This is a genomic window from Pseudonocardia sp. DSM 110487 (genome assembly GCF_019468565.1).
Lineage (GTDB): Bacteria > Actinomycetota > Actinomycetes > Mycobacteriales > Pseudonocardiaceae > Pseudonocardia.
Genome location: NZ_CP080521.1, coordinates 5,148,783 through 5,166,669 on the forward strand (window position 1 = coordinate 5,148,783; position 17,887 = coordinate 5,166,669).

Below are 17,887 nucleotides of genomic sequence, written 5' to 3' on the forward strand. Positions count from 1 at the left end.
GGGGGAACATGCTGACCAGCGGGTTGGACGACCGCATCCCGGACCTGGAACTGCTCTACCGCGACCTGCACGAACACCCCGAGCTGTCGTTCCAGGAGGAGCGCACCGCGTCCGTTCTGGCCGCCCGCCTGGTCTCGGCGGGACTCGAGGTCACCACCGGCGTGGGCAAGACCGGCGTCGTCGGCGTGCTGCGCAACGGCGAGGGCCCGACGGTGCTCCTGCGGGCCGACATGGACGCGCTGCCCGTGCAGGAGATCGAGAAGGTCCCCTACCGCAGCCGCGCCACCGGCGTCGACCCGGACGGCATCTCGACCCCGATCATGCACGCCTGCGGCCACGACACCCACATGACGGCACTGATCGGTGCCGTGGAGCAGCTGGTCGCGAACCGCGACTCGTGGTCGGGCACCGTGCTCGCCGTCCTGCAACCGGCCGAGGAGGTCGGAAGCGGGGCGCAGGCCATGCTGGACGACGGGTTCCTCGAGCGCTTCGGCCCGTTCGACGTGGCGCTGGGGCAGCACATCACCTCGGCGCCCAGCACCCACCTGTACCTGTGCCCCGGCGTGTTCATGGCCGCGGCCGACAGCCTGCGCGTCACCGTGTACGGCCGCGGCGGGCACGGGTCGGCCCCGCACACCACAGTCGACCCGGTCGTGCTCGCCGCCTCGATCGTGGTGCGCCTGCAGACGATCGTGGCGAGGGAGGTCGCTCCCAACGAGGTCGCGGTGGTGACCGTGGCCGCCATCCACGCGGGCCGCAAGGAGAACGTCATCCCGGCCTCTGCCGAGCTCAAGCTCAACGTCCGCACCTTCGACCCGGACGTGCGCGAGCGCGTGCTCGCCGCCATCACCCGCATCGTCAATGCCGAAGCCGAGGCGGCCGGCGCGCCGCGGCCGCCGGAGATCGCCCCGATCAACGGCTTCCCGCTGCTGCGCAACGACGTCGCGACCACGGAAGCGGTGCGGACGGCTTTCACGGAGGCGTTCGGGGCCGGGCACGTCCACGAGACCACGCCCAAGACCGGCAGCGAGGACTTCGGGCTCTTCGCAGTGGCGGCCGGGGTGCCGTCGGTGTTCTGGAACTTCGGCGGGTTCGACCCCGCGCTCTACCCGGACGACCCGGCGCACCCGCAGGCCGCGGTCGCCTCCGGCCGGGCACCGGGCGGCCACTCCCCCGAGTTCGTGCCGACCGGCGTCGCGCCGACCCTGCGGCAAGCGGTGGAGGCACTGCTGACCGCGGCCGGGATCTGGCTCGCGCGATGACGGTCGACACGCTCTTCACCGGGGCGCGGGTGATCGACCCGGAGTCAGGCCTCGACGACGTGCGGCAGGTGGGCGTGCGCGACGGGACGATCGTGCACGTGGGCGCCGACCCGGTCCCGGCCACGCGGACCGTGGACGTCACCGGGCTCGTGCTCTCCCCGGGCTTCATCGACCTGCACAGCCACGCCCAGTCGGTCAACGGGCTGCGCCTGCAGGCGATGGACGGCGTGACCACCTCGCTGGACCTGGAGTCGGGCACCCTCCCCGTACCGCTGACCTACGAGCGGGCCGCCGAGGAGGGCAGGCCCATCAACTACGGCTACGCCGCCTCGTGGGCCATGGCACGGCTGCACGTGGTGGATGGTGTGCCGCTGGCGTCGGGTACCGCACCGAACGTCTTCCAGGCCATGACGGACGCGGCACGCTGGAACCAGCCGGCCACGCCGGCCGAGGTGGACCGGATGCTCGCGCTGCTGGAGGAGGGCGTCGCGCACGGTGCGCTCGGGATCGGCGTGCTGCTCGGCTACTCGCCGGACTCGGGCCGAGTCGAGTACTTCCGCACGGCGCAGCTCGCGTCCCGCCTCGGCGTCGGCGTGTTCACCCACTCCCGCGGCAAGTCGAACGTCGAGCCGATGACCTCCCTCGAAGGCGCGCTCGAGATCGTCGGCGCCGCCGCGGGTACCGGCGCCAGCATGCACATCTGCCATCTGAACAGCACCTCGCTGCGGCACATCGACGAGATCGCCGCCGCGATCGAGACCGCCCGTGGTCTCGGCAACCGCGTCACCACCGAGGCCTACCCGTACACCGCGTCGTCCACGGGCGTCGGGGCGGCGTTCCTCGCCCCCGACGCACTGCACCGCATCGGCATCGAGCCGAAGGACATTACCTATTTGCCGACCGGGGAACGCGTCGCCGACACCGAGCGACTGGCCGAGCTGCGCGCCACCAACCCGGGCGGCCTGTGCGTGATCGACTACCTGCGCGCCGACGAGCCGGCCGACATCGAGACCCTGCTGGGGTCGATCACCCTCTCCGACACGGCGGTGGCGTCCGACGCGATGCCGCTCGTCCTCGACGGCGTGCCGGACCTCGGTACGCAGTGGCCACCCGACCCGCGGGCGATCGCCCATCCGCGCAGCATGGGCTGCTTCGCGCGAGCACTGTCCTGGCTCACCCGGGAGCTCGGGGTGTTCTCGCTCGCCGAGACCGTGCGCCGCTGCACCCTGCTCCCCGCGCAGATCCTCGAGGAGACCGCCCCGGCCATGCAGCGGAAGGGCCGCGTGCAGGTGGGTGCCGACGCCGACCTCACCGCGTTCGACCCCGACACGGTCGCCGAAGGCGCCACCTACGACCGGATCGGCCCCTCCACCGGGTTCCGGCACGTGGTGGTCGGCGGGGAGTTCGTGGTGCGCGACGGCGAGCTGATCACCACGGCCCTCCCCGGCCGCCCGGTCCGCGGCCGGGGCAGCCACTGAGCCTGCGGAGCGTCCGAACCGCCGGCACGAAGGAGCCGACCGAGGAGCCCCGACAGCCTTCCGTGACTCCCCCGTGTGACGGCGCTTCCCCATGGTGCCTGCCCGTGCAACGCTGTTCTTCTCCGTGCAAGGCAGTGGTCGGGATGGAGATCGCTCGGGAGATCGAGGCGTTCCTCGCCGTCGCCGAGGAACTGCACTTCGGCCGGGCCGCCGCGCGCCTGCACCTGACGACGTCCCGGATGAGCCAGTCGATTCGTGGCCTCGAGCGCCGGATCGGCGCGCCGCTGTTCGAGCGGACCAGTCGCACGGTACGGCTCACCCCGCTGGGCCAAACCCTGTTCGAGGATGTCCGTCCGGCGGTCGAACAGTTGGAGGAAGCCCTGCGCAAGGCCAAACGCGCGGCCGGTCGGGAGCCGCAGGGTGTGATGCGGGTCTTCTTCGCCAACTCGCTGCGCGAGGAGGTCACCACCACCCTGATGCAAGATTTCGCCGAGGCCTACCCGCAGATCCCACTGGTGCGCTACGCATATCCCGCCATGCAGCACCGCCAGTGGTGCGACCAGCAACGCGACGACGTGTTCGTCACCTGGTTCCCGGCCGAGCCGGGCACCCTGCACCTGCCGAGGGTGCACCTGGGGCAGGCGATCCTCCGCGAGCCCCGATCGGTGATGGTCAGGACCGGCCACGCGCTGGCCCGACACGAGGTGGTCGACATCGAGGAGCTCGCCGACCACGACGTGCTCTACCCGCCCCCCGTCACACGGCAGTTCGCCGATGCCTGGACCCCGCCGATCACGCCTTCAGGGCGCCGGATCCGCCGCGTGCGGCGGATGACCGACAGCTACCTGGAGGAGGCGGTGACGATCGTGGTGCGCGAGAACATCGCCCACATCACCACCACCAGCTTGTCCCTGATCGGGCTGCCGTCGGACCTGGTGCTGGTGCCGCTCACCGGGTTGCCGCCGTTCTGGCTTGCACCGATCTGGTCGGTATTCGCGCAGAACATCTGGATCCCGGAGTTCGCCGAGCTGGCCGCGCGGACCGGCTCCCGCGCCGGGTGGCTGACGCCCGACGGAGGGTGAGACCTCGGTTACGCCTGGCATGGCGTGCCGGCGCGCACAGCCGAGGCGGCTCGTATCGCACCGCGACGCAGTGATCACGGGGTGACGGAACCGGCCCCCGCGTGCTGAGCTGGATGAATGTGAGGCGTGGCGCGCGGGCCGGGAGATCGCCCGCGAGGGGCATGGCGATCGAGTCGTGCGCCTACGGGATCCGTCGTGAAGCCTCGCTACACGGTGCTGTAGCCGGCGGTCCTTGATGCCCGGCACCGGAGCAACCGAAGGTGTGGCCGTGCCTGCCGCCGGTGGCTTGACCAGCCGTCTCTCACCAGCACCCGAGATCTGGGCATTCGCTGTAAGCCCGGCCATCAACCATTCATCCGGTCTCGGGCCGCCGTGATCCGCCGGCTGAGATCGCCTGGCGACGAAATCCGTAGCCAGTGCCGGCTCGTCGCGACCAGATCGAGCGGTCACGCCGATGACCCACCACGAAAGGACACCGGATGACACGTACCGGGTTTCCCGAGCTGCGGCGCCTCCGGCCCGCGCGACGATCCACTCCGGCGGATCGAGCGTGACCGGGCGGGGCGATGCCGGTGGGGCCGACGAGCCGGATCCGCGGGTGTTCGGCGATCCGCGGGCGATCGCCGCCTGGTTCGAGGAGCTGCCCGCCGCGGTCTTCGTCTTCTCCGGGCCTGATCACATCTTCACCGCGGTGAACAGGGCGGGGCGGATCATGGTCGGTCCAGACCGGGAGGTGGTGGGGCGGCGCTACCGGGAGGCGATCCCGGAAGAGGCCGGTCAACGCATGGCCGAGCTGCTGGACGACGCCTACAAGACGGGGAGCCCGGTCTCCGGGCAGGAGTGGCGGGTCCTGCTGGACAACGACGCCGACGGGGAACTGGAGGAGCTCTACCTGAGCTTCACCGTCGTGCCGATCCGGGACGCGGGCGGCGACGTGACCGGGCTGGTCGCGCACGTGCTGGACGTGACCCCGGCCGTGTCCGCCCGGCGCGCGGCCGAGGCTCAGGCCACCGCGTTCGAACATCGCTACCACGCGGCACTGGACGGGGTGATGTCCCTGCAGCGCAACCTTCTGCCGGAGCGGTTGCCGGTGCTTCCCGGCGTGGAGCTGGCGGCCCGCTACCTCGCCGCCGACAGCGAACAGGGCGCCGGGGGCGACTGGTTCGATGCGGTGCCACTCGGCGACGGGCGGCTCGGACTGGTCGTCGGCGACGTCGTGGGTTCGGGCACCCGTGCCTCGGCGGTCATGGGTCAGCTTCGTGCGGTGCTGACGGAGCTCCTGCTCGAGGGTCTAGCCATCCCTGAGGTGTTGGCCCGGCTCGACCGCTTCGTCGCGCGGATTCCGGAAGCGGCGGCCACCACGCTCTGTCTTGCCGTGCTGGATCCGGCCGACGGGCGGCTGGACTACATCAGCTGCGGGCATCCGCCACCTCTGGTGCTGGCGGCCGACGGTCGGACCGGCTATCTACCCGCCGGTGCCACGGGCCCTCTCGGCGTCGTCGCGGCAACCCGCCCGGTCGTGGTGCAGACCGTGTTGCTGACGGCCACGGATGTGTTGCTGCTCTACACCGACGGGCTGGTCGAGGGTCCCGAACTGCCCCTGGACGAGGGCCTGGACCTGCTGCGGGGAGTCGCGGCCGGGGCGCGGGCGCGCGGAACCCCGTCGATGATGGCCGCCGCGGCGCCGGAGCGGGTGTGCGAGCTGACCGTGGAACGGATGACCCGCAAGGGCCACACCGATGACGTGACCCTGCTGGCAGTGCAGTGCACCGGCACGCGGCCCGAGCCGTTCGAGGCCGAGCTGCCGGCATCCCCGGGCGTCCTTTCCCCGCTTCGCATCCAGCTCGACGACTGGCTGATCGCACGGGGCGGCAGCGACGAGGACACGCGCGCCATCCGATTCGCCGTGCTCGAGGCCGTCAGCAACGTCATCGAACACGCTTACCCCGACGACGTGGGACGGGTCCGGGTCGAGGGGGTGCACGACGACTCCGGGCGGATCTGCATGACCGTCAGTGACACCGGTCGGTGGGTCCCGCCACCGGTTCGTCCGAACCGCCGAGACCGAGGATTCGCCCTGATCCGCGGCTGCATGGACACCGTGGAGATCGACCGCACGACCACGGGGACCAGCGTGCTGATGGACCGCACGCTGAGCCGCAGGCCCGTCGTCGGTCCGGACAGCGGCCGCCTGCGGCCGGCAGCCGCGTCCAGCGAGGCCGGGTTCCGCGTCGACATCGTGGATGTGGGCCCGCCGCACGTCGCGGTGCACGGGCCGATCGACCTTCCCAGCGCTGCCGATCTGCGTCGTCGCCTCCAGGACGCCACCCGGGGCGGGGTGCTCCCGCTGACCATCGACCTCACCGGCGTGACCCATCTGGCCAGCGCAGGCGTACAACTGCTCTACCAGCTGGCCGAACAGATGGCCGCCGACGGCTGTCGGCTGCGACTGATCGCCCCCACCGGCAGCGCCGCCCACCAGGTGCTCTCGCTCACCGCGCTGGACCAGCTCACCGAGATCATCGAGGAACCCGAGGTGAGTCGGTAGGTCGGATCAGAGCACCCGATCAGAGCACGACGAGGTCGCGGCTGCTGACGGCGGACGACTCGGTCTCGCTGCGCCTGCAGTGATCTGTCGGTGTGCACTGGCACGATGGTCGCAACGGAGGTGCATGCCGTGACCACGACACCCGACCACCCGGGCAACTGGCCGAAGGACGACTTCGTCCCCACTGACGAGCTCGTGCGCCAGCAGGGGATTCTCCCGCTGACGTCAGTGGATGACCTGGCTGCCGTCGACGATCCGTTCGAATCGAACGAGGAGTACGAGGAGTTCCTCGGCGACCTGTACACATCGCGGCGGGCCGGCCTGGTGTGAGCCTCATCGTCCTCGACACCGACGTAGCCTCCGCTCTCCTTCGCCGCCGTACACCGGATGCCCTCGCGCGACAGCTGGTCGGCAAGATTCCGGCGATCACGTTCGTGACGCTGGGAGAACGAAGGCCTCGAACTGCTCCGTTGAGCGCCGAGCGCTCCCGCGGCCTCAGAGCACCACGAGGTCGCGCGGCCGTTTGTTGAGCCGTTCGTAGCCGTCCTCGGTCACCACCACGATGTCCTCGATGCGCGAGCCCCACTCGCCGTCGAAGTACACCCCCGGCTCCACGCTGAAGGCCATGCCCTGCTCCAGCGCGAGCGCGTTGCCCGCCACGATGTAGGGCTCCTCGTGGACCTCGAGGCCGATGCCGTGGCCGGTGCGGTGCACGAACCGCTCTCCCAGGCCGGCGGCGGTGATCGGCTCTCGGGCGGCGGCGTCCACCTGCTCGGCGGTGACGCCCGGCCGCACGGCCCGCACCGCGCGGTCCTGGGCGTCCTGCAGCACGGCATACGCCGCACGCACGGCGGCGGGCGGCTCGGCCCCGACGGCGTAGGTGCGGGTGGAGTCGGAGTTGTAGCCGCTCTCCAGCGGGCCGCCGATGTCGATCACGACCACGTCACCGCTCCCGATCACGCGATCGGACACGTCGTGGTGCGGGCTGGCGCCGTTCGCCCCGGACCCGACGATCACGAACGCGGCCTCCGTGTGGCCCTCGGCGACGATCGCCTCGGCGATGTCGGCGGCGACCTGCGCCTCCGTGCGGCCCGGCTTGAGGAACTCGCCCATCCGGGCGTGGACGCGGTCGATCGCCGCACCCGCGGCACGCAGCTCGGCCACCTCGGCCGCGTCCTTGCGCATCCGCAGCTCGCGCAGCACCGGCCCCGCGAGCACCTGCTCCACGTCCGGGAACGCGGCACGCAGCGGCAGGACGTGCGCGGCGGGCATCGCGTCGGCGAGCCCCACCCGGCTCGGCCCGCCGCCGAGGTCGCTCACCAGCAGGTGCGGGTCCTCCCCGTCGACCCAGGTCACGACGTCGATGCCGAGCTCGTCCAGCGGGAGCCCCGCGAACCCCGGCGCCTCGAGGCGCGGCACCACCAGCGCGGGCGGGGCACGGTGGCCCGCCGCCGGCAGAACGAGGCACGTGAGGCGCTCGTGGGACTCGCCGGACACGCCGAGCAGGTACCGCAGATCCGGGCCCGGTGTGACGAGCAACAGGTCGGTGTCCTGCGTGGCTGCCACCTCGCCTGCGCGGCGGATGCGCTCGGCGAGCAGCGCGGTCGGAACGGCCGGTGTCATGAGAGGGAGGGTATTCCGGCAAGCTGTGGCCCGTGACCCCGCCTGCACCGCCCGCGCAGTCGCTGATGCTGCTCGACTCCGCCAGCCTGTACTTCCGCGCCTTCTACGGGGTGCCGGAGTCGATCACGGGCCCGGACGGCACGCCGGTCAACGCGATCCGCGGGTTCACCGACATGGTCGCGCGACTCATCAGCGACCGGCGCCCCACCCGCCTCGTCGCGTGCCTCGACCTGGACTGGCGTCCGGCGTTCCGGGTGCGGGCACTGCCGTCCTACAAGGCGCACCGGGTGCCCGGCGAGCCGGACGTGGCGCCCGCCGGGCTGCCGGAGATCGTGCCCGACACCCTCGAACCGCAGATCCCGGTGCTGCTCGAGGTCCTCGCCGCCGCGGGCATCGCCACCGCGGGCGCGGAGGGCTACGAGGCCGACGACGTGATCGGCGCGCTCGCCGCGGGCGAGCGCACCGACCCGGTGATCGCGGTGAGCGGCGACCGCGACCTCATGCAGATCGTGCGTGACGAGCCGGTGCCGGTGCGGCTGCTCTACGTCGGGCGCGGGCTGGCCAAAGCCGAGCACCTCGGGCCGATCGAGGTCGCCGCGAAGTACGGGGTGCCGGTGGAGCGTGCCGGCGACGCCTACGCCGAGATGGCGATGCTGCGCGGCGACCCCTCCGACGGGCTCCCGGGCGTGCCCGGGATCGGCGCCAAGACCGCTGCCACCCTCGTCGGCCGCTTCGGTTCGTGGGCCGAACTGCGGGGCGCCGTGATCGACAAGGCCGACGGCAGGCTGAGCCCGCCGGTCCGCAGCAAGCTGGCCGCGGCCGCGCCCTACCTCGCCGTCGTCGAGCCGGTGGTGCGCGTGGCCGTCGACGCGCCGGTCGAGCTGGACCGCCCCGACACCCTCCCGGCAGGCCCGGCCGACCTGGACCGCCTGGCTGCGCTCGGGGAACGCTGGGGAGTGGGGAGCTCGATCGAACGCCTCTGCGTGGCGCTGGTGAAGAACGCGCGCTGACAGGCAATGCGCGTCGTCGACTGGCGTGGCAAACGAGGAAGGGAACCTGCCGCATTCGTTCGTAGCGTTGCTCCCATGACCGAGATCAAGCCCTTCCGCATCCACGTCCCGCAAGCCGACCTCGACGACCTGCACGACCGGCTCGCCCGCACCCGCTGGCCGCACGAGATCGCGGGCATCATCGGCTGGGAGCGCGGGATCCCGCTGGGCTACCTCCGGAAGCTCGCCACGTACTGGGCCGAAGGCTACGACTGGCGCGCCCATGAGGCGCGGCTGAACGAGATCCCGCAGTTCACCACCGACATCGACGGCCAGCGCGTCCACTTCCTGCACGTCCGCTCGCCCGAACCCGACGCCCGCCCGCTCGTCCTCACGCACGGCTGGCCGAGCTCGTCGGTGGAGTTCCTGCGGGTCATCAACCCGCTCACCGACCCACGCTCCCATGGTGGCGATCCGGCGCACGCATTCCACGTGGTCGTCCCCACCTTGCCCGGCTACGGGTTCTCCACACCGATGCGCGAGACGGGATGGGGCAACCTGTTCCGCGTCGCCACGGCGTGGGCCGAACTGATGACCCGGCTCGGGTACGAGCGCTACGCGGTGCACGGCACGGACGCCGGGTCCGGACTCGCCTTGCTGCTGGGCATGGTCGACGCGGCCCGCGTCATCGGCATCCACGTCAGCGGCACGTCCGCGGCGTTCCCGTTCGGGCCCCCGATCGAGCTGGACGGCCTCGAGGGCACCGACCGGGAGCGCGCGGAACGCTTCAACCAGCTCCAGCAGGACGGGCTCGGGTACCTGCACATCCAGGCCACCCGCCCGCAGACGATCGGCTACGGCCTGCACGACTCCCCGGTGGCACAGCTGGCCTGGATCGCCGAGAAGTTCCGCGACTGGACCGACCCCACGCACGACCTGCCCGAGGACGCGGTCGACCTCGACCAGATGCTGACGACGATCAGCATCTTCTGGTTCACCGGGGCAGGCGCGTCCGCGGCGCACGCCGTCTACGAAGGCATGCAGGCGTACCGTGCGATCGTCGGCCAGCAGCAGAGCCGCGACCAGGAGAGCGGCGACCAGGACTGGCCTGCTGGCCCGCCCACCGGGTACGCGGTCTTCGCCGGTGACACCGCCATCCGCGGCCTCGTCGATCCGGCCGGCCGGCTACGGCACTGGTCGGAGTTCGAACGCGGCGGGCATTTCCCGGCCATGGAGGTGCCGGACCTGCTCACCGCCGACATCAGGGCGTTCTTCGCCGACCTGGGCTGAGACTCAGAAGTAGGTGCCGCACCACGGAGTCCCGGCCGTCGCGAACGCCGCGTCGGCCCGGGACACCGCTTCGGGGTCCGGCGCGCTCCACCAGCCGGTCGCCACGAGCTCGGACGGGCGGCGGTCACCCAGGTAGGCCATCGCGAGCGCGTCCACCGTGCACTCCAGCTCGGGTCGCACCTGGCCACCGAGCGGGCCCACGCGTTCCGCGGAACCGTCGGCGATCCGGTACACGCCCGAGTTCGCCTCCAGGAGGCCGTCGTGCACGGCGAGCAGCACCGGTTCCGCGGCGCCGTAGCTGCGAGCCGCGAGCGCAACGGGCACGTCCACCAGCCGCAGCCAGGTCTCGTCCTCGTTGCCGGTCACGACGGACGCCCGCGGATCGGCCAGCAGCAGCTCCATGGGCTCGTCCAACGGGCGAAGGTGCGCCTGCACGCTCTCGACCAGGTCGACGCCCATCAGGAACCGCCACAGCGACGCGGTGGCGCCGACATCACCGTGCAGGTCGACCACGTCGAGCGAACGTCCGCTGACACCGTTCGCGTCGGCGAGGTAGGCGATCGCGAACCCGTCGTCACCCTGCTGGCCGGTGTGCACGGCGGCGAGGACGTGCTCACGCTCCACGTCCACGCGCCTGCCCGTTCCCACCGCCCACCAACCCTCGGTGCGGGTGATCCCGCCGGGTCGCCGCAGCGCGATGCGCGCGTGGATCTCCCGCAGCACCGGCACGATCTCTCCGCGCTCCAGCAGCCGCACGGCCCCGCGGGGAGCCTCGGGGCGGAACAGGGTCGCGTCGGCGCGCACCCGCACCGACCGGCCGCGGGTCGCGACCCCGTAGCCGAAACGGCCGTAGATCCGGGCCTCGCTGGCCCGCAAGGTCGCGACCGGCTCGCCGCGGGCCGCCGTGTCGTCGAGCTGCGCCCGCATCATCGCGGTCAGCAGGCCGCGCCGGGTATGGTCCGCGCGCACGCCGACCCGGGTGACCGCGGCCATCGGGAGCACCGCCCCGCCGGGCACCGCCAGGTCGCTCGGGAACGAGGTGGCCGTGGCGACGAGCATGTCGCCCGCGTGCACCCCGAACGTCCGGCCGGGCGAGTAGAGGCGCGCGGACGCCGCCCAGCCGGCGTCGTTCGCGGGCGGGCGGTGGATCGCCGCGGCGAACAGCGTGTGCGCGGCGCGCAGCTCGTCGGCCTCGAGTCGGTGGACGGCGAGCGTCACCGTCAAGCCGGCCGCCCGACCTCGTAGTTGCCGTCGGTGCTGGTGATCCTGATCGGAACGGTGACCTGGTCGCCGTCGACCAGTGCGGTGCACTCGAATGTGGTGTCAGGCACGACCTGCTGCCCCGCAGGGCAGGTGACCGACTGGACCTCGAGGTCGTAGTCCTGCGTGAGGACCTGCTGCACCCCGTTCTGGACGGCGGCCGAGTCGAGCACCCGGGTGTTGAAGAAGCCGGGGCTGACGAAACCCAGCACCCCAACCAGGGCGAGCACGACCACCGCGGCCACCGCACCGATGATCAGCGGCAACCGGTTCTTCGCACCGCCTCGTGCCTCCGGCGACGGGTAACCCTGCGCCCACGGCTGCTGGGCGTCCTGAGGGCCACCCCACTGCTGGGCGGGCTGCTGGCCGGCACCGGGCTGCCCCCACGCGCCCTGCTGGCCCGCCCACGGCGCCTGCTGCCCCGCCTGCTGCCCGAAGGCGGCCTGCCCGTACGGCTGCTGGCCGGGCTGGCCGTGTTGCGCCTGCCCGTGTTGGGCCTGCTGGCCCTGCTGCCCGTACTGCGGCTGCCCGAACTGCTGCGTGGGCTGCTGGCCGTACGCCTGGCCCGGCTGGGCGCCGTACGGCTGCCCGTAGGGCTGCTGACCGTAGCCCGGCTGGCCCGGCTGCGCCGCCCCGTACGGACCCTGCTGGCCGGCGTAGGGCTGCTGGCCGGGAGGCGCGTACGGCGAGGCCTGCTGGCCATGGTGCGCCTGCTGCGGCTGCGTGTGCTGAGCCGTGTCCTGCTGCCCGGGATACTGCTGGCCCGGCTGGGACTGCTGGACGCCGTAGTGCTGCTCTGGCGACGCGTAGGGTGCGGCGACCTGCGTCTGGTCAGCGGGCCCCCACGCCTGCTGCTGGGCAGCATCACCCTGCTGTGCGCCGTGCGCCGGGACCGCGGTTGTGGCCTGGTCGGCATCGTCCGCCTGCTGCTTCTCCGGTGCCTGCTCCTCGGCGGGGGACTTGAACAGGTCGGCCCCGCCACCATCCCCATCGCCCTCGCCCTCGGCCTGCTGGGCAGCAGGCGGCGCGGCGTCTTGCTGGGGCACCTCGCTCGTTTCGGGCGCGTTCCACTCCTGCTGCGGGACAGCGCGGGTCTCCTCGCCGGGCCGCTGCTGCCCCTCCGGCGGGGCCCCCCACCCGCCTTGCGGCTGCTGCTGGCCCCAGGCGGGCTGCTCGGCAGGCTGCTGAGGCGCACCATGTGGTGGCTGCGGTCCCTGTGGCGTACTCATCGCGGGCCTTCCCCCTGGAGACGTGCGGTCGGGCGATCAAAGCACAGGCGGCGCGGCGGGCACAGAGCCGGTCGGCCCTTCGCCCACTCACGCGGTACCGACGGCTACCACCCCGCGGCGAATCGTCGAGATCGCCGTGGCCGCGGCCCTTCCGACGCCGCTCCCCCGTCCCGCGACCGCTGCGACCTGGTCGAGGAGGTCCAGAACCTGCCGGCACCAGCGCACGAAGTCCCCCGCCGAGAGCTCCACACCGTTCTGCTCGGCGGCGGTGAGCACGGCGGCGAGGGACTCCCCGCGCGCCCAGCGGTGCATCGGCCACGCGAAGCCGAGGTCCGGTTCGCGGGTGCGCTCGACCTTGTGCCTGCGCTCGTCCCCCTCGAGCTCGGCCCACAGGCGCACGGTGGTGGCCAGCGCATCGGACACCACGCCCGATGGCACGCGCGGCATCGACCCGTGGTCGCGACGCGACTCGTACACCAGCGCCGACACGACCGCGGCCAGCTCGGCCGGCTCGAGGCCGTCCCACGCGCCGTGGCGCAGGCACTCCGCCGTCAGCAGGTCGGACTCGCCCCACAGCCGGGCCAGACTCTCGCCGTACCCGGTGACCTGCTCCCCGTCGAGGTAGCCGCGCTCCGCGAGGAGCGCCCGGATCCGGTCGAACGCGCGGGCGAGGGAGTGGGTGGTGGCGCGCACCTTCTGGCGCAGCTGCTCGGTGTCGCGCTCCAGCCGCGCGTACCGGTCGGCCCACCGGGCATGGGCCTCGCGGTCGGTGCAGCCGTGGCACGGATGGGCGCGCAGCGCGCGGCGCAGCGTGGCCAGCTCCGGGTCTTCTGCGGCACCGCCGCGCGATCGCCTGCGCTGGGTCGGCGGCGCGACGATCCCCGTGCTGCGCAGCGACGAGGCCAGGTCGCGCCGCACCCGCGGGGCGCGGTGGTCCACCCGCTTGGGCAGCCGCATGCGGCCCAGCGGCTCGACGGGCGCCGGGAAGTCGGCCGCCGAGAGCCGGCCCGCCCAGCGGTCCTCGTTGAGCACGAGCGGCCGCGGGTCGCCGTCGGTCCCGATCCCGGGATCGAGCACCACGGCGAGCCCGGCGCGACGCCCGCCGGGCACGGCGATCACGTCTCCTGGACGCAGCGTGCGCAGCGAGTCGACAGCGGCCTCGCGCCGCTGTGCCACCCCCTGCCGCGACAGCGACTTCTCCCGCTCCGCCACCCGCCGGCGCAGCCCGGCGTACTCCCGGAAGTCGCCCAGGTGGCATTCCAGGGACTTCGCATACCCCTCGAGCGCCTCCTCGTTGCGCTCGATCCGCCGGGCGAGTCCCACGACCGACCGGTCGGCCTGGAACTGCCCGAACGACAGCTCCAGGAGCTCCCGCGCGTTCTCCGTGCCCAGGCGGCCCACGAGGTTGACGGCCATGTTGTAGCCGGGCCGGAACGAGCTGCGCAGCGGGTAGGTGCGGGTGGAGGCGAGCCCGGCCACCTGCTCGGGATCCACCCCCGGCTGCCAGACGACGACCGCGTGGCCCTCGACGTCGATGCCGCGGCGGCCCGCCCGGCCCGTCAGCTGCGTGTACTCGCCGGGTGTGAGCTCGGCATGGGACTCGCCGTTGTACTTGACCAGCCGCTCCAGCACGACCGTGCGGGCAGGCATGTTGATCCCCAGTGCGAGGGTCTCCGTGGCGAACACCGCGCGGACGAGCCCGCGGACGAACAGCTCCTCCACGGTCTCCTTGAACGCGGGCAGCATCCCGGCGTGGTGGGCGGCGATGCCGCGCTCGAGGGCGTCGCGCCATTCCCAGTACCCCAGCACGGCGAGGTCGGCCTGGGGGAGCTCGGCGGTGCGCCGCTCCACCGTGCGCCGGATCTCCTCGGCCTCCTGCTCGGTGGTCAGCCGCAGCCCCGAGCGCACGCACTGGCCGACCGCGGCGTCGCACCCGGCGCGGCTGAACACGAACGTGATCGCCGGGAGCAGGCCCGCTCGGTCGAGCCGGTCGATCACGGTCGTGCGCGACGGCGGGCGGAACCCGGACCGCCGTGGCGGCCCGGTGCGTCCCCGCCCGCGGCCACCGCGATCCCACTGGGTCATCGAGCTCTGGCGGTCCAGCTCGCGGGTGTGACGCACGAGGTCCGGGTCGACCTCGAGCTCGCCTGCGGAGGTCTCGCCCGCGAACAGGTCGAGCAGCCGGTTGCCCACCATCATGTGCTGCCACAGCGGCACCGGCCGATGCTCGTCCACGACGACGGTGGTGTCCCCGCGCACGGTGACCAGCCAGTCACCGAACTCCTCGGCGTTGCTGACGGTGGCCGACAGGCTCACGAGCGAGACGTGCTCCGGGAGCTGGAGGATGACCTCCTCCCACACCGCGCCGCGGAAGCGGTCGGCGAGGTAGTGCACCTCGTCCATGACCACGAAGCCGAGGTGCTCCAGCTGCCGGGACCCCGCGTAGATCATGTTGCGCAGCACCTCGGTGGTCATCACCACCACCTGCGCGTCGCCGTTGATCGCCTGGTCGCCGGTGAGCAACCCGACAGCGGACGCCCCGTGCCGCTCCACGAAGTCGGCGTACTTCTGGTTGGACAGCGCCTTGATCGGCGTCGTGTAGAAGCACTTCTGCCCCTGCGCGAGCGCGAGGTGCACCGCGAACTCGCCCACGACGGTCTTGCCGGCACCGGTCGGGGCGCACACGAGCACGCCGTGACCGTCCTCGAGGGCGGCACAGGCGGTGTGCTGGAACCCGTCGAGCTCGAACGGAAGCGTCTGCGCGAACTCGGCGAGCCGGGGACGGGCGGCGCGGCTCCGCGCGGCGGCATATGCGTCCGCGGGAGCAGACTTGCTGCTGGCCACGATGCCAGGCTTCCATACGGCCGCCGCACCGACCGGAGTGCCTGCTCACAACGGTAGCCCGAGCACGTGACGAGGCCCCCGGCGTCGCGGACCGGGAGCGCATCGACACCGCGACTGCTTACCTCCGACGTCATCGACCAGCCGCACCCGGCGGGCGAGGGTTGCGACATGACCACCTACGCCGTCGCCCACGTGCAGACCGTCGACATCGGACCCGCGATCGTCGAGTACCTGCAGCGGATCGACGCCACACTGGCGCCGTACGAGGGCCGGTTCGTCGTCCACGGGGCAACGCCTGACGTGCTGGAAGGCGAGTTCCCCGGCCATCTCATCGTGATCGCATTCCCGACCCGCGAGCAGGCCGAGAGCTGGTACGGCTCGCCCGCCTACCGGGAGATCCTCCCGCTGCGGCTGGAGCACTCGACCGGCGCGGCGTTCCTCGTGGACGGGGTCGGGGCCGACCACCGGGCCACCGACATACTCGGATGACGGAGGGCTGGGCTCGGCCAACATTTCCATTCCGACCCGATTGCGCCTCGTTCCTGCCTAACCTGCTGCGTACGAACGTTACGAGGGCGACCGAACGGGGCGGGTTGGTGAATCTCGTGGTCCAGGTGCTCACGACAGCTGGGATCGGACTGGTTCTGCTCATCGTGCTGTGGCCGCGTCCCGCGCGCGCAGCCCTGCTGCTGGAACGGTGGGGCGTTTCGGAGCCGGACCCGCTCGAGACGAACGAGGCGCTGCGCTACCTCAAGCTGCGGCGGATCCTGTACCCGGGGCTGGTCGTGACGATCTCGCTCGGTACCTCGCTGTACCACCTGCCGGGAGACGCACCGTTGTCGTCGACGGTGCTCGCCAGTTTGCTTGTCGGTGGCCTACTCGCGGAGACGGCCGCCGACAGCCCATGGCGGCCGGCAAGACGTGAAGCGTCTGTTGTTCGACGACGGATGCGTGATCTGGTCCCGGTGTGGTCGATCTGGATGGCGGGCCTGCTGCTGGGCGCACTCGTGGTCCTGGCAGCGGTGGCTGGGGACGAGTCCGAACGCGGACTGCCGCTCTGGTCGGCGCTGCTTCTCGGGTTCGGATCCGCCGCAGCGGCGGCAACGATCGTGTGGTTGGCCGGGCGGCGACCATCGCCTCGCCGAAGCCGGGCGGACGAGGCGCTGCGTCTGCGGAGCGCTCGGGTCGGGATCGGGCTCGCGATGGCTGCCTTCGGCGCGATCGCTGCCTCTGTCGGTGCAGCAGTCGGGCTGGCCCTCGGCGTGCTGGGAATCGTCGGCTGGCTCGCCGTGACCGCCCCGGTGCGGGCCCGTGCCCGGCCCGCCCGGGGCACCGACGTGCTGACGTGAACGAGTCGTCAGGTCACGTCGTCCAACCGCTTGGCATCGGCCGCGGGCGCCGGGTCGAGCCGGCTGGGGCTGGCATCGATGTCGCTGGGCGCGGTGTCGATCGCGCTCGGGGTGGTGTCGATCGGGCTCGGGGCGTCGGGGTCCCAGTCGTCCCAGCCCTCGGCGGCCCGCCGTCGGGTGCGGCGCCGGTCGTTCAGGCGGCTGATCTGGATCGCCAGCTCGAACAGGAGCACCAGCGCGACGGCGAGGGCGATCATCGAGATCGGGTCCTGGCCGGGCGTGGCGATCGCGGCGAACACGAAGAGACCGAAGGTCAGCCCACGCCGCCAGGCCTTGAGCTTGGCGTAGCTGATCACGCCTGCGATGTTGAGCATCACCACGAGCAGGGGCAGCTCGAAGCTCACGCCGAAGATCAGCAGCAGCGCGATGACGAACGAGAAGTACAGGTCACCCGACAGCGCGGTGGTTTGGATCTCCGAGCCGATGGTGAGCAGGAAGGCGAGGCCCTGGGTGATCACCGCGTACGCGAGCACGGCGCCGGCGACGAAGAGCACCGACGCGACCGAGACGAAGGACATCGCGTAGCGCCGCTCGTTCGCGTGCAGTCCGGGAACGATGAACGCCCAGATCTGGTAGAGCCAGATCGGGCAGGCCAGCACGACACCCGCGGTGGCGCCGACCTTGAGGCGCAGCGAGAACTGGTCGAACGGCCCGGTGCCGAGCAGCGTGCAGGATCCGTCCGCGGTGAACACCGCGCGGGACGACGCGGGCAGCGCACAGTAGGGGGCCTTCAGCACGTCGCCGAGGCTGGGCAGGCCGAAGAACGGGACCGCGAACCAGATGTAGCCGAAGACCGTCGTGATCAGTATCGCGACCAGCGCAATCGTGAGCCGGTTGCGCAGCTCGTACATGTGCTCGACGAGCGACATCGTG

14 protein-coding genes are annotated in these 17,887 nt (G+C 72.1%); 9 read left to right on the top strand and 5 right to left on the bottom strand.

Features of this window, described 5'->3' with window-relative positions:
• Nucleotides 1–8 precede the first annotated feature (8 nt).
• The 5 genes from K1T35_RS24095 to K1T35_RS24115 all read left to right on the top strand — a co-directional run bounded on the left by K1T35_RS24095 (nt 9) and on the right by K1T35_RS24115 (nt 6,700).
• On the top strand, nt 9–1,262 hold the full coding sequence (locus K1T35_RS24095) for an amidohydrolase (RefSeq protein WP_220253968.1): 1,254 nt from the start codon (nt 9–11) through the stop codon (nt 1,260–1,262).
• Entirely contained in the window at nt 1,259–2,740 is a 1,482-nt protein-coding gene (locus K1T35_RS24100) for an amidohydrolase family protein (RefSeq protein WP_220253969.1), read from the top strand. Before K1T35_RS24095 ends, K1T35_RS24100 begins: the two co-directional genes overlap by 4 nt.
• A gap of 143 nt (nt 2,741–2,883) precedes the next feature.
• Nucleotides 2,884–3,822 carry a LysR family transcriptional regulator gene (locus K1T35_RS24105; RefSeq protein WP_220253970.1) on the top strand — a complete coding sequence of 313 codons (939 nt, stop codon included), beginning with the start codon at nt 2,884–2,886 and terminating at the stop codon, nt 3,820–3,822.
• 550 nt (nt 3,823–4,372) lie between these two features.
• Nucleotides 4,373–6,370: a SpoIIE family protein phosphatase gene (locus tag K1T35_RS24110; RefSeq protein WP_220253971.1), complete on the top strand. Its 1,998-nt coding sequence runs from the start codon at nt 4,373–4,375 to the stop codon at nt 6,368–6,370.
• A gap of 129 nt (nt 6,371–6,499) precedes the next feature.
• Nucleotides 6,500–6,700, top strand: coding sequence for a hypothetical protein (locus tag K1T35_RS24115; RefSeq protein WP_220253972.1), 201 nt, complete (start codon nt 6,500–6,502; stop codon nt 6,698–6,700).
• A 165-nt stretch (nt 6,701–6,865) separates the two neighbouring features.
• On the opposite strand, the gene K1T35_RS24120 is transcribed toward K1T35_RS24115, so the two are convergent.
• On the bottom strand, nt 6,866–7,993 hold the full coding sequence (locus K1T35_RS24120; RefSeq protein ID WP_220253973.1) for a Xaa-Pro peptidase family protein: 1,128 nt from the start codon (nt 7,991–7,993) through the stop codon (nt 6,866–6,868).
• A gap of 65 nt (nt 7,994–8,058) precedes the next feature.
• Here K1T35_RS24120 and K1T35_RS24125 point away from each other — a divergent pair, with 65 nt between their 5' ends.
• Complete coding sequence (locus K1T35_RS24125; protein ID WP_220262810.1) at nt 8,059–9,003, top strand: 5'-3' exonuclease H3TH domain-containing protein; 945 nt, start codon at nt 8,059–8,061, stop codon at nt 9,001–9,003.
• A gap of 75 nt (nt 9,004–9,078) precedes the next feature.
• Entirely contained in the window at nt 9,079–10,272 is a 1,194-nt protein-coding gene (locus tag K1T35_RS24130) for an epoxide hydrolase family protein (RefSeq protein WP_220253974.1), read from the top strand.
• 3 nt (nt 10,273–10,275) lie between these two features.
• On the opposite strand, the gene K1T35_RS24135 is transcribed toward K1T35_RS24130, so the two are convergent.
• The 3 genes from K1T35_RS24135 to K1T35_RS24145 form a co-directional block, all read right to left on the bottom strand.
• Complete coding sequence (locus K1T35_RS24135; protein ID WP_220262811.1) at nt 10,276–11,490, bottom strand: GNAT family N-acetyltransferase; 1,215 nt, start codon at nt 11,488–11,490, stop codon at nt 10,276–10,278.
• 2 nt (nt 11,491–11,492) lie between these two features.
• Nucleotides 11,493–12,761, bottom strand: a complete 1,269-nt coding sequence (locus K1T35_RS24140) for a DUF4333 domain-containing protein (protein ID WP_220253975.1) — start codon at nt 12,759–12,761, stop codon at nt 11,493–11,495.
• Nucleotides 12,762–12,848: 87 nt separating this feature from the next.
• A complete protein-coding gene (locus tag K1T35_RS24145; RefSeq protein WP_220253976.1) occupies nt 12,849–15,605 on the bottom strand; it encodes an RNA helicase in 2,757 nt (918 codons plus the stop codon).
• Nucleotides 15,606–15,773: 168 nt separating this feature from the next.
• Between K1T35_RS24145 and K1T35_RS24150 the strand changes: the two genes are divergently transcribed.
• Nucleotides 15,774–16,094, top strand: a complete 321-nt coding sequence (locus K1T35_RS24150) for a DUF1330 domain-containing protein (RefSeq protein ID WP_220253977.1) — start codon at nt 15,774–15,776, stop codon at nt 16,092–16,094.
• A 125-nt stretch (nt 16,095–16,219) separates the two neighbouring features.
• Nucleotides 16,220–16,954 carry a hypothetical protein gene (locus K1T35_RS24155; protein WP_220253978.1) on the top strand — a complete coding sequence of 245 codons (735 nt, stop codon included), beginning with the start codon at nt 16,220–16,222 and terminating at the stop codon, nt 16,952–16,954.
• 8 nt (nt 16,955–16,962) lie between these two features.
• On the opposite strand, the gene tatC is transcribed toward K1T35_RS24155, so the two are convergent.
• Nucleotides 16,963–17,883 carry a twin-arginine translocase subunit TatC gene (gene tatC, locus K1T35_RS24160; RefSeq protein ID WP_220262812.1) on the bottom strand — a complete coding sequence of 307 codons (921 nt, stop codon included), beginning with the start codon at nt 17,881–17,883 and terminating at the stop codon, nt 16,963–16,965.
• Nucleotides 17,884–17,887: the final 4 nt, after the last annotated feature.

Excerpts from the sequence above, each read along its gene's own strand:
- K1T35_RS24100 (WP_220253969.1), top strand. The coding sequence starts at position 1,259 with ATGACGGTCGACACGCTCTTCACCGGGGCGCGGGTGATCGACCCGGAG.
- tatC (WP_220262812.1), bottom strand. The coding sequence starts at position 17,883 with ATGTCGCTCGTCGAGCACATGTACGAGCTGCGCAACCGGCTCACGATT.
- K1T35_RS24120 (WP_220253973.1), bottom strand. The coding sequence starts at position 7,993 with ATGACACCGGCCGTTCCGACCGCGCTGCTCGCCGAGCGCATCCGCCGC.
- K1T35_RS24105 (WP_220253970.1), top strand. The coding sequence starts at position 2,884 with ATGGAGATCGCTCGGGAGATCGAGGCGTTCCTCGCCGTCGCCGAGGAA.
- K1T35_RS24095 (WP_220253968.1), top strand. The coding sequence starts at position 9 with ATGCTGACCAGCGGGTTGGACGACCGCATCCCGGACCTGGAACTGCTC.
- K1T35_RS24150 (WP_220253977.1), top strand. The coding sequence starts at position 15,774 with ATGACCACCTACGCCGTCGCCCACGTGCAGACCGTCGACATCGGACCC.
- K1T35_RS24125 (WP_220262810.1), top strand. The coding sequence starts at position 8,059 with ATGCTGCTCGACTCCGCCAGCCTGTACTTCCGCGCCTTCTACGGGGTG.
- K1T35_RS24140 (WP_220253975.1), bottom strand. The coding sequence starts at position 12,761 with ATGAGTACGCCACAGGGACCGCAGCCACCACATGGTGCGCCTCAGCAG.
- K1T35_RS24130 (WP_220253974.1), top strand. The coding sequence starts at position 9,079 with ATGACCGAGATCAAGCCCTTCCGCATCCACGTCCCGCAAGCCGACCTC.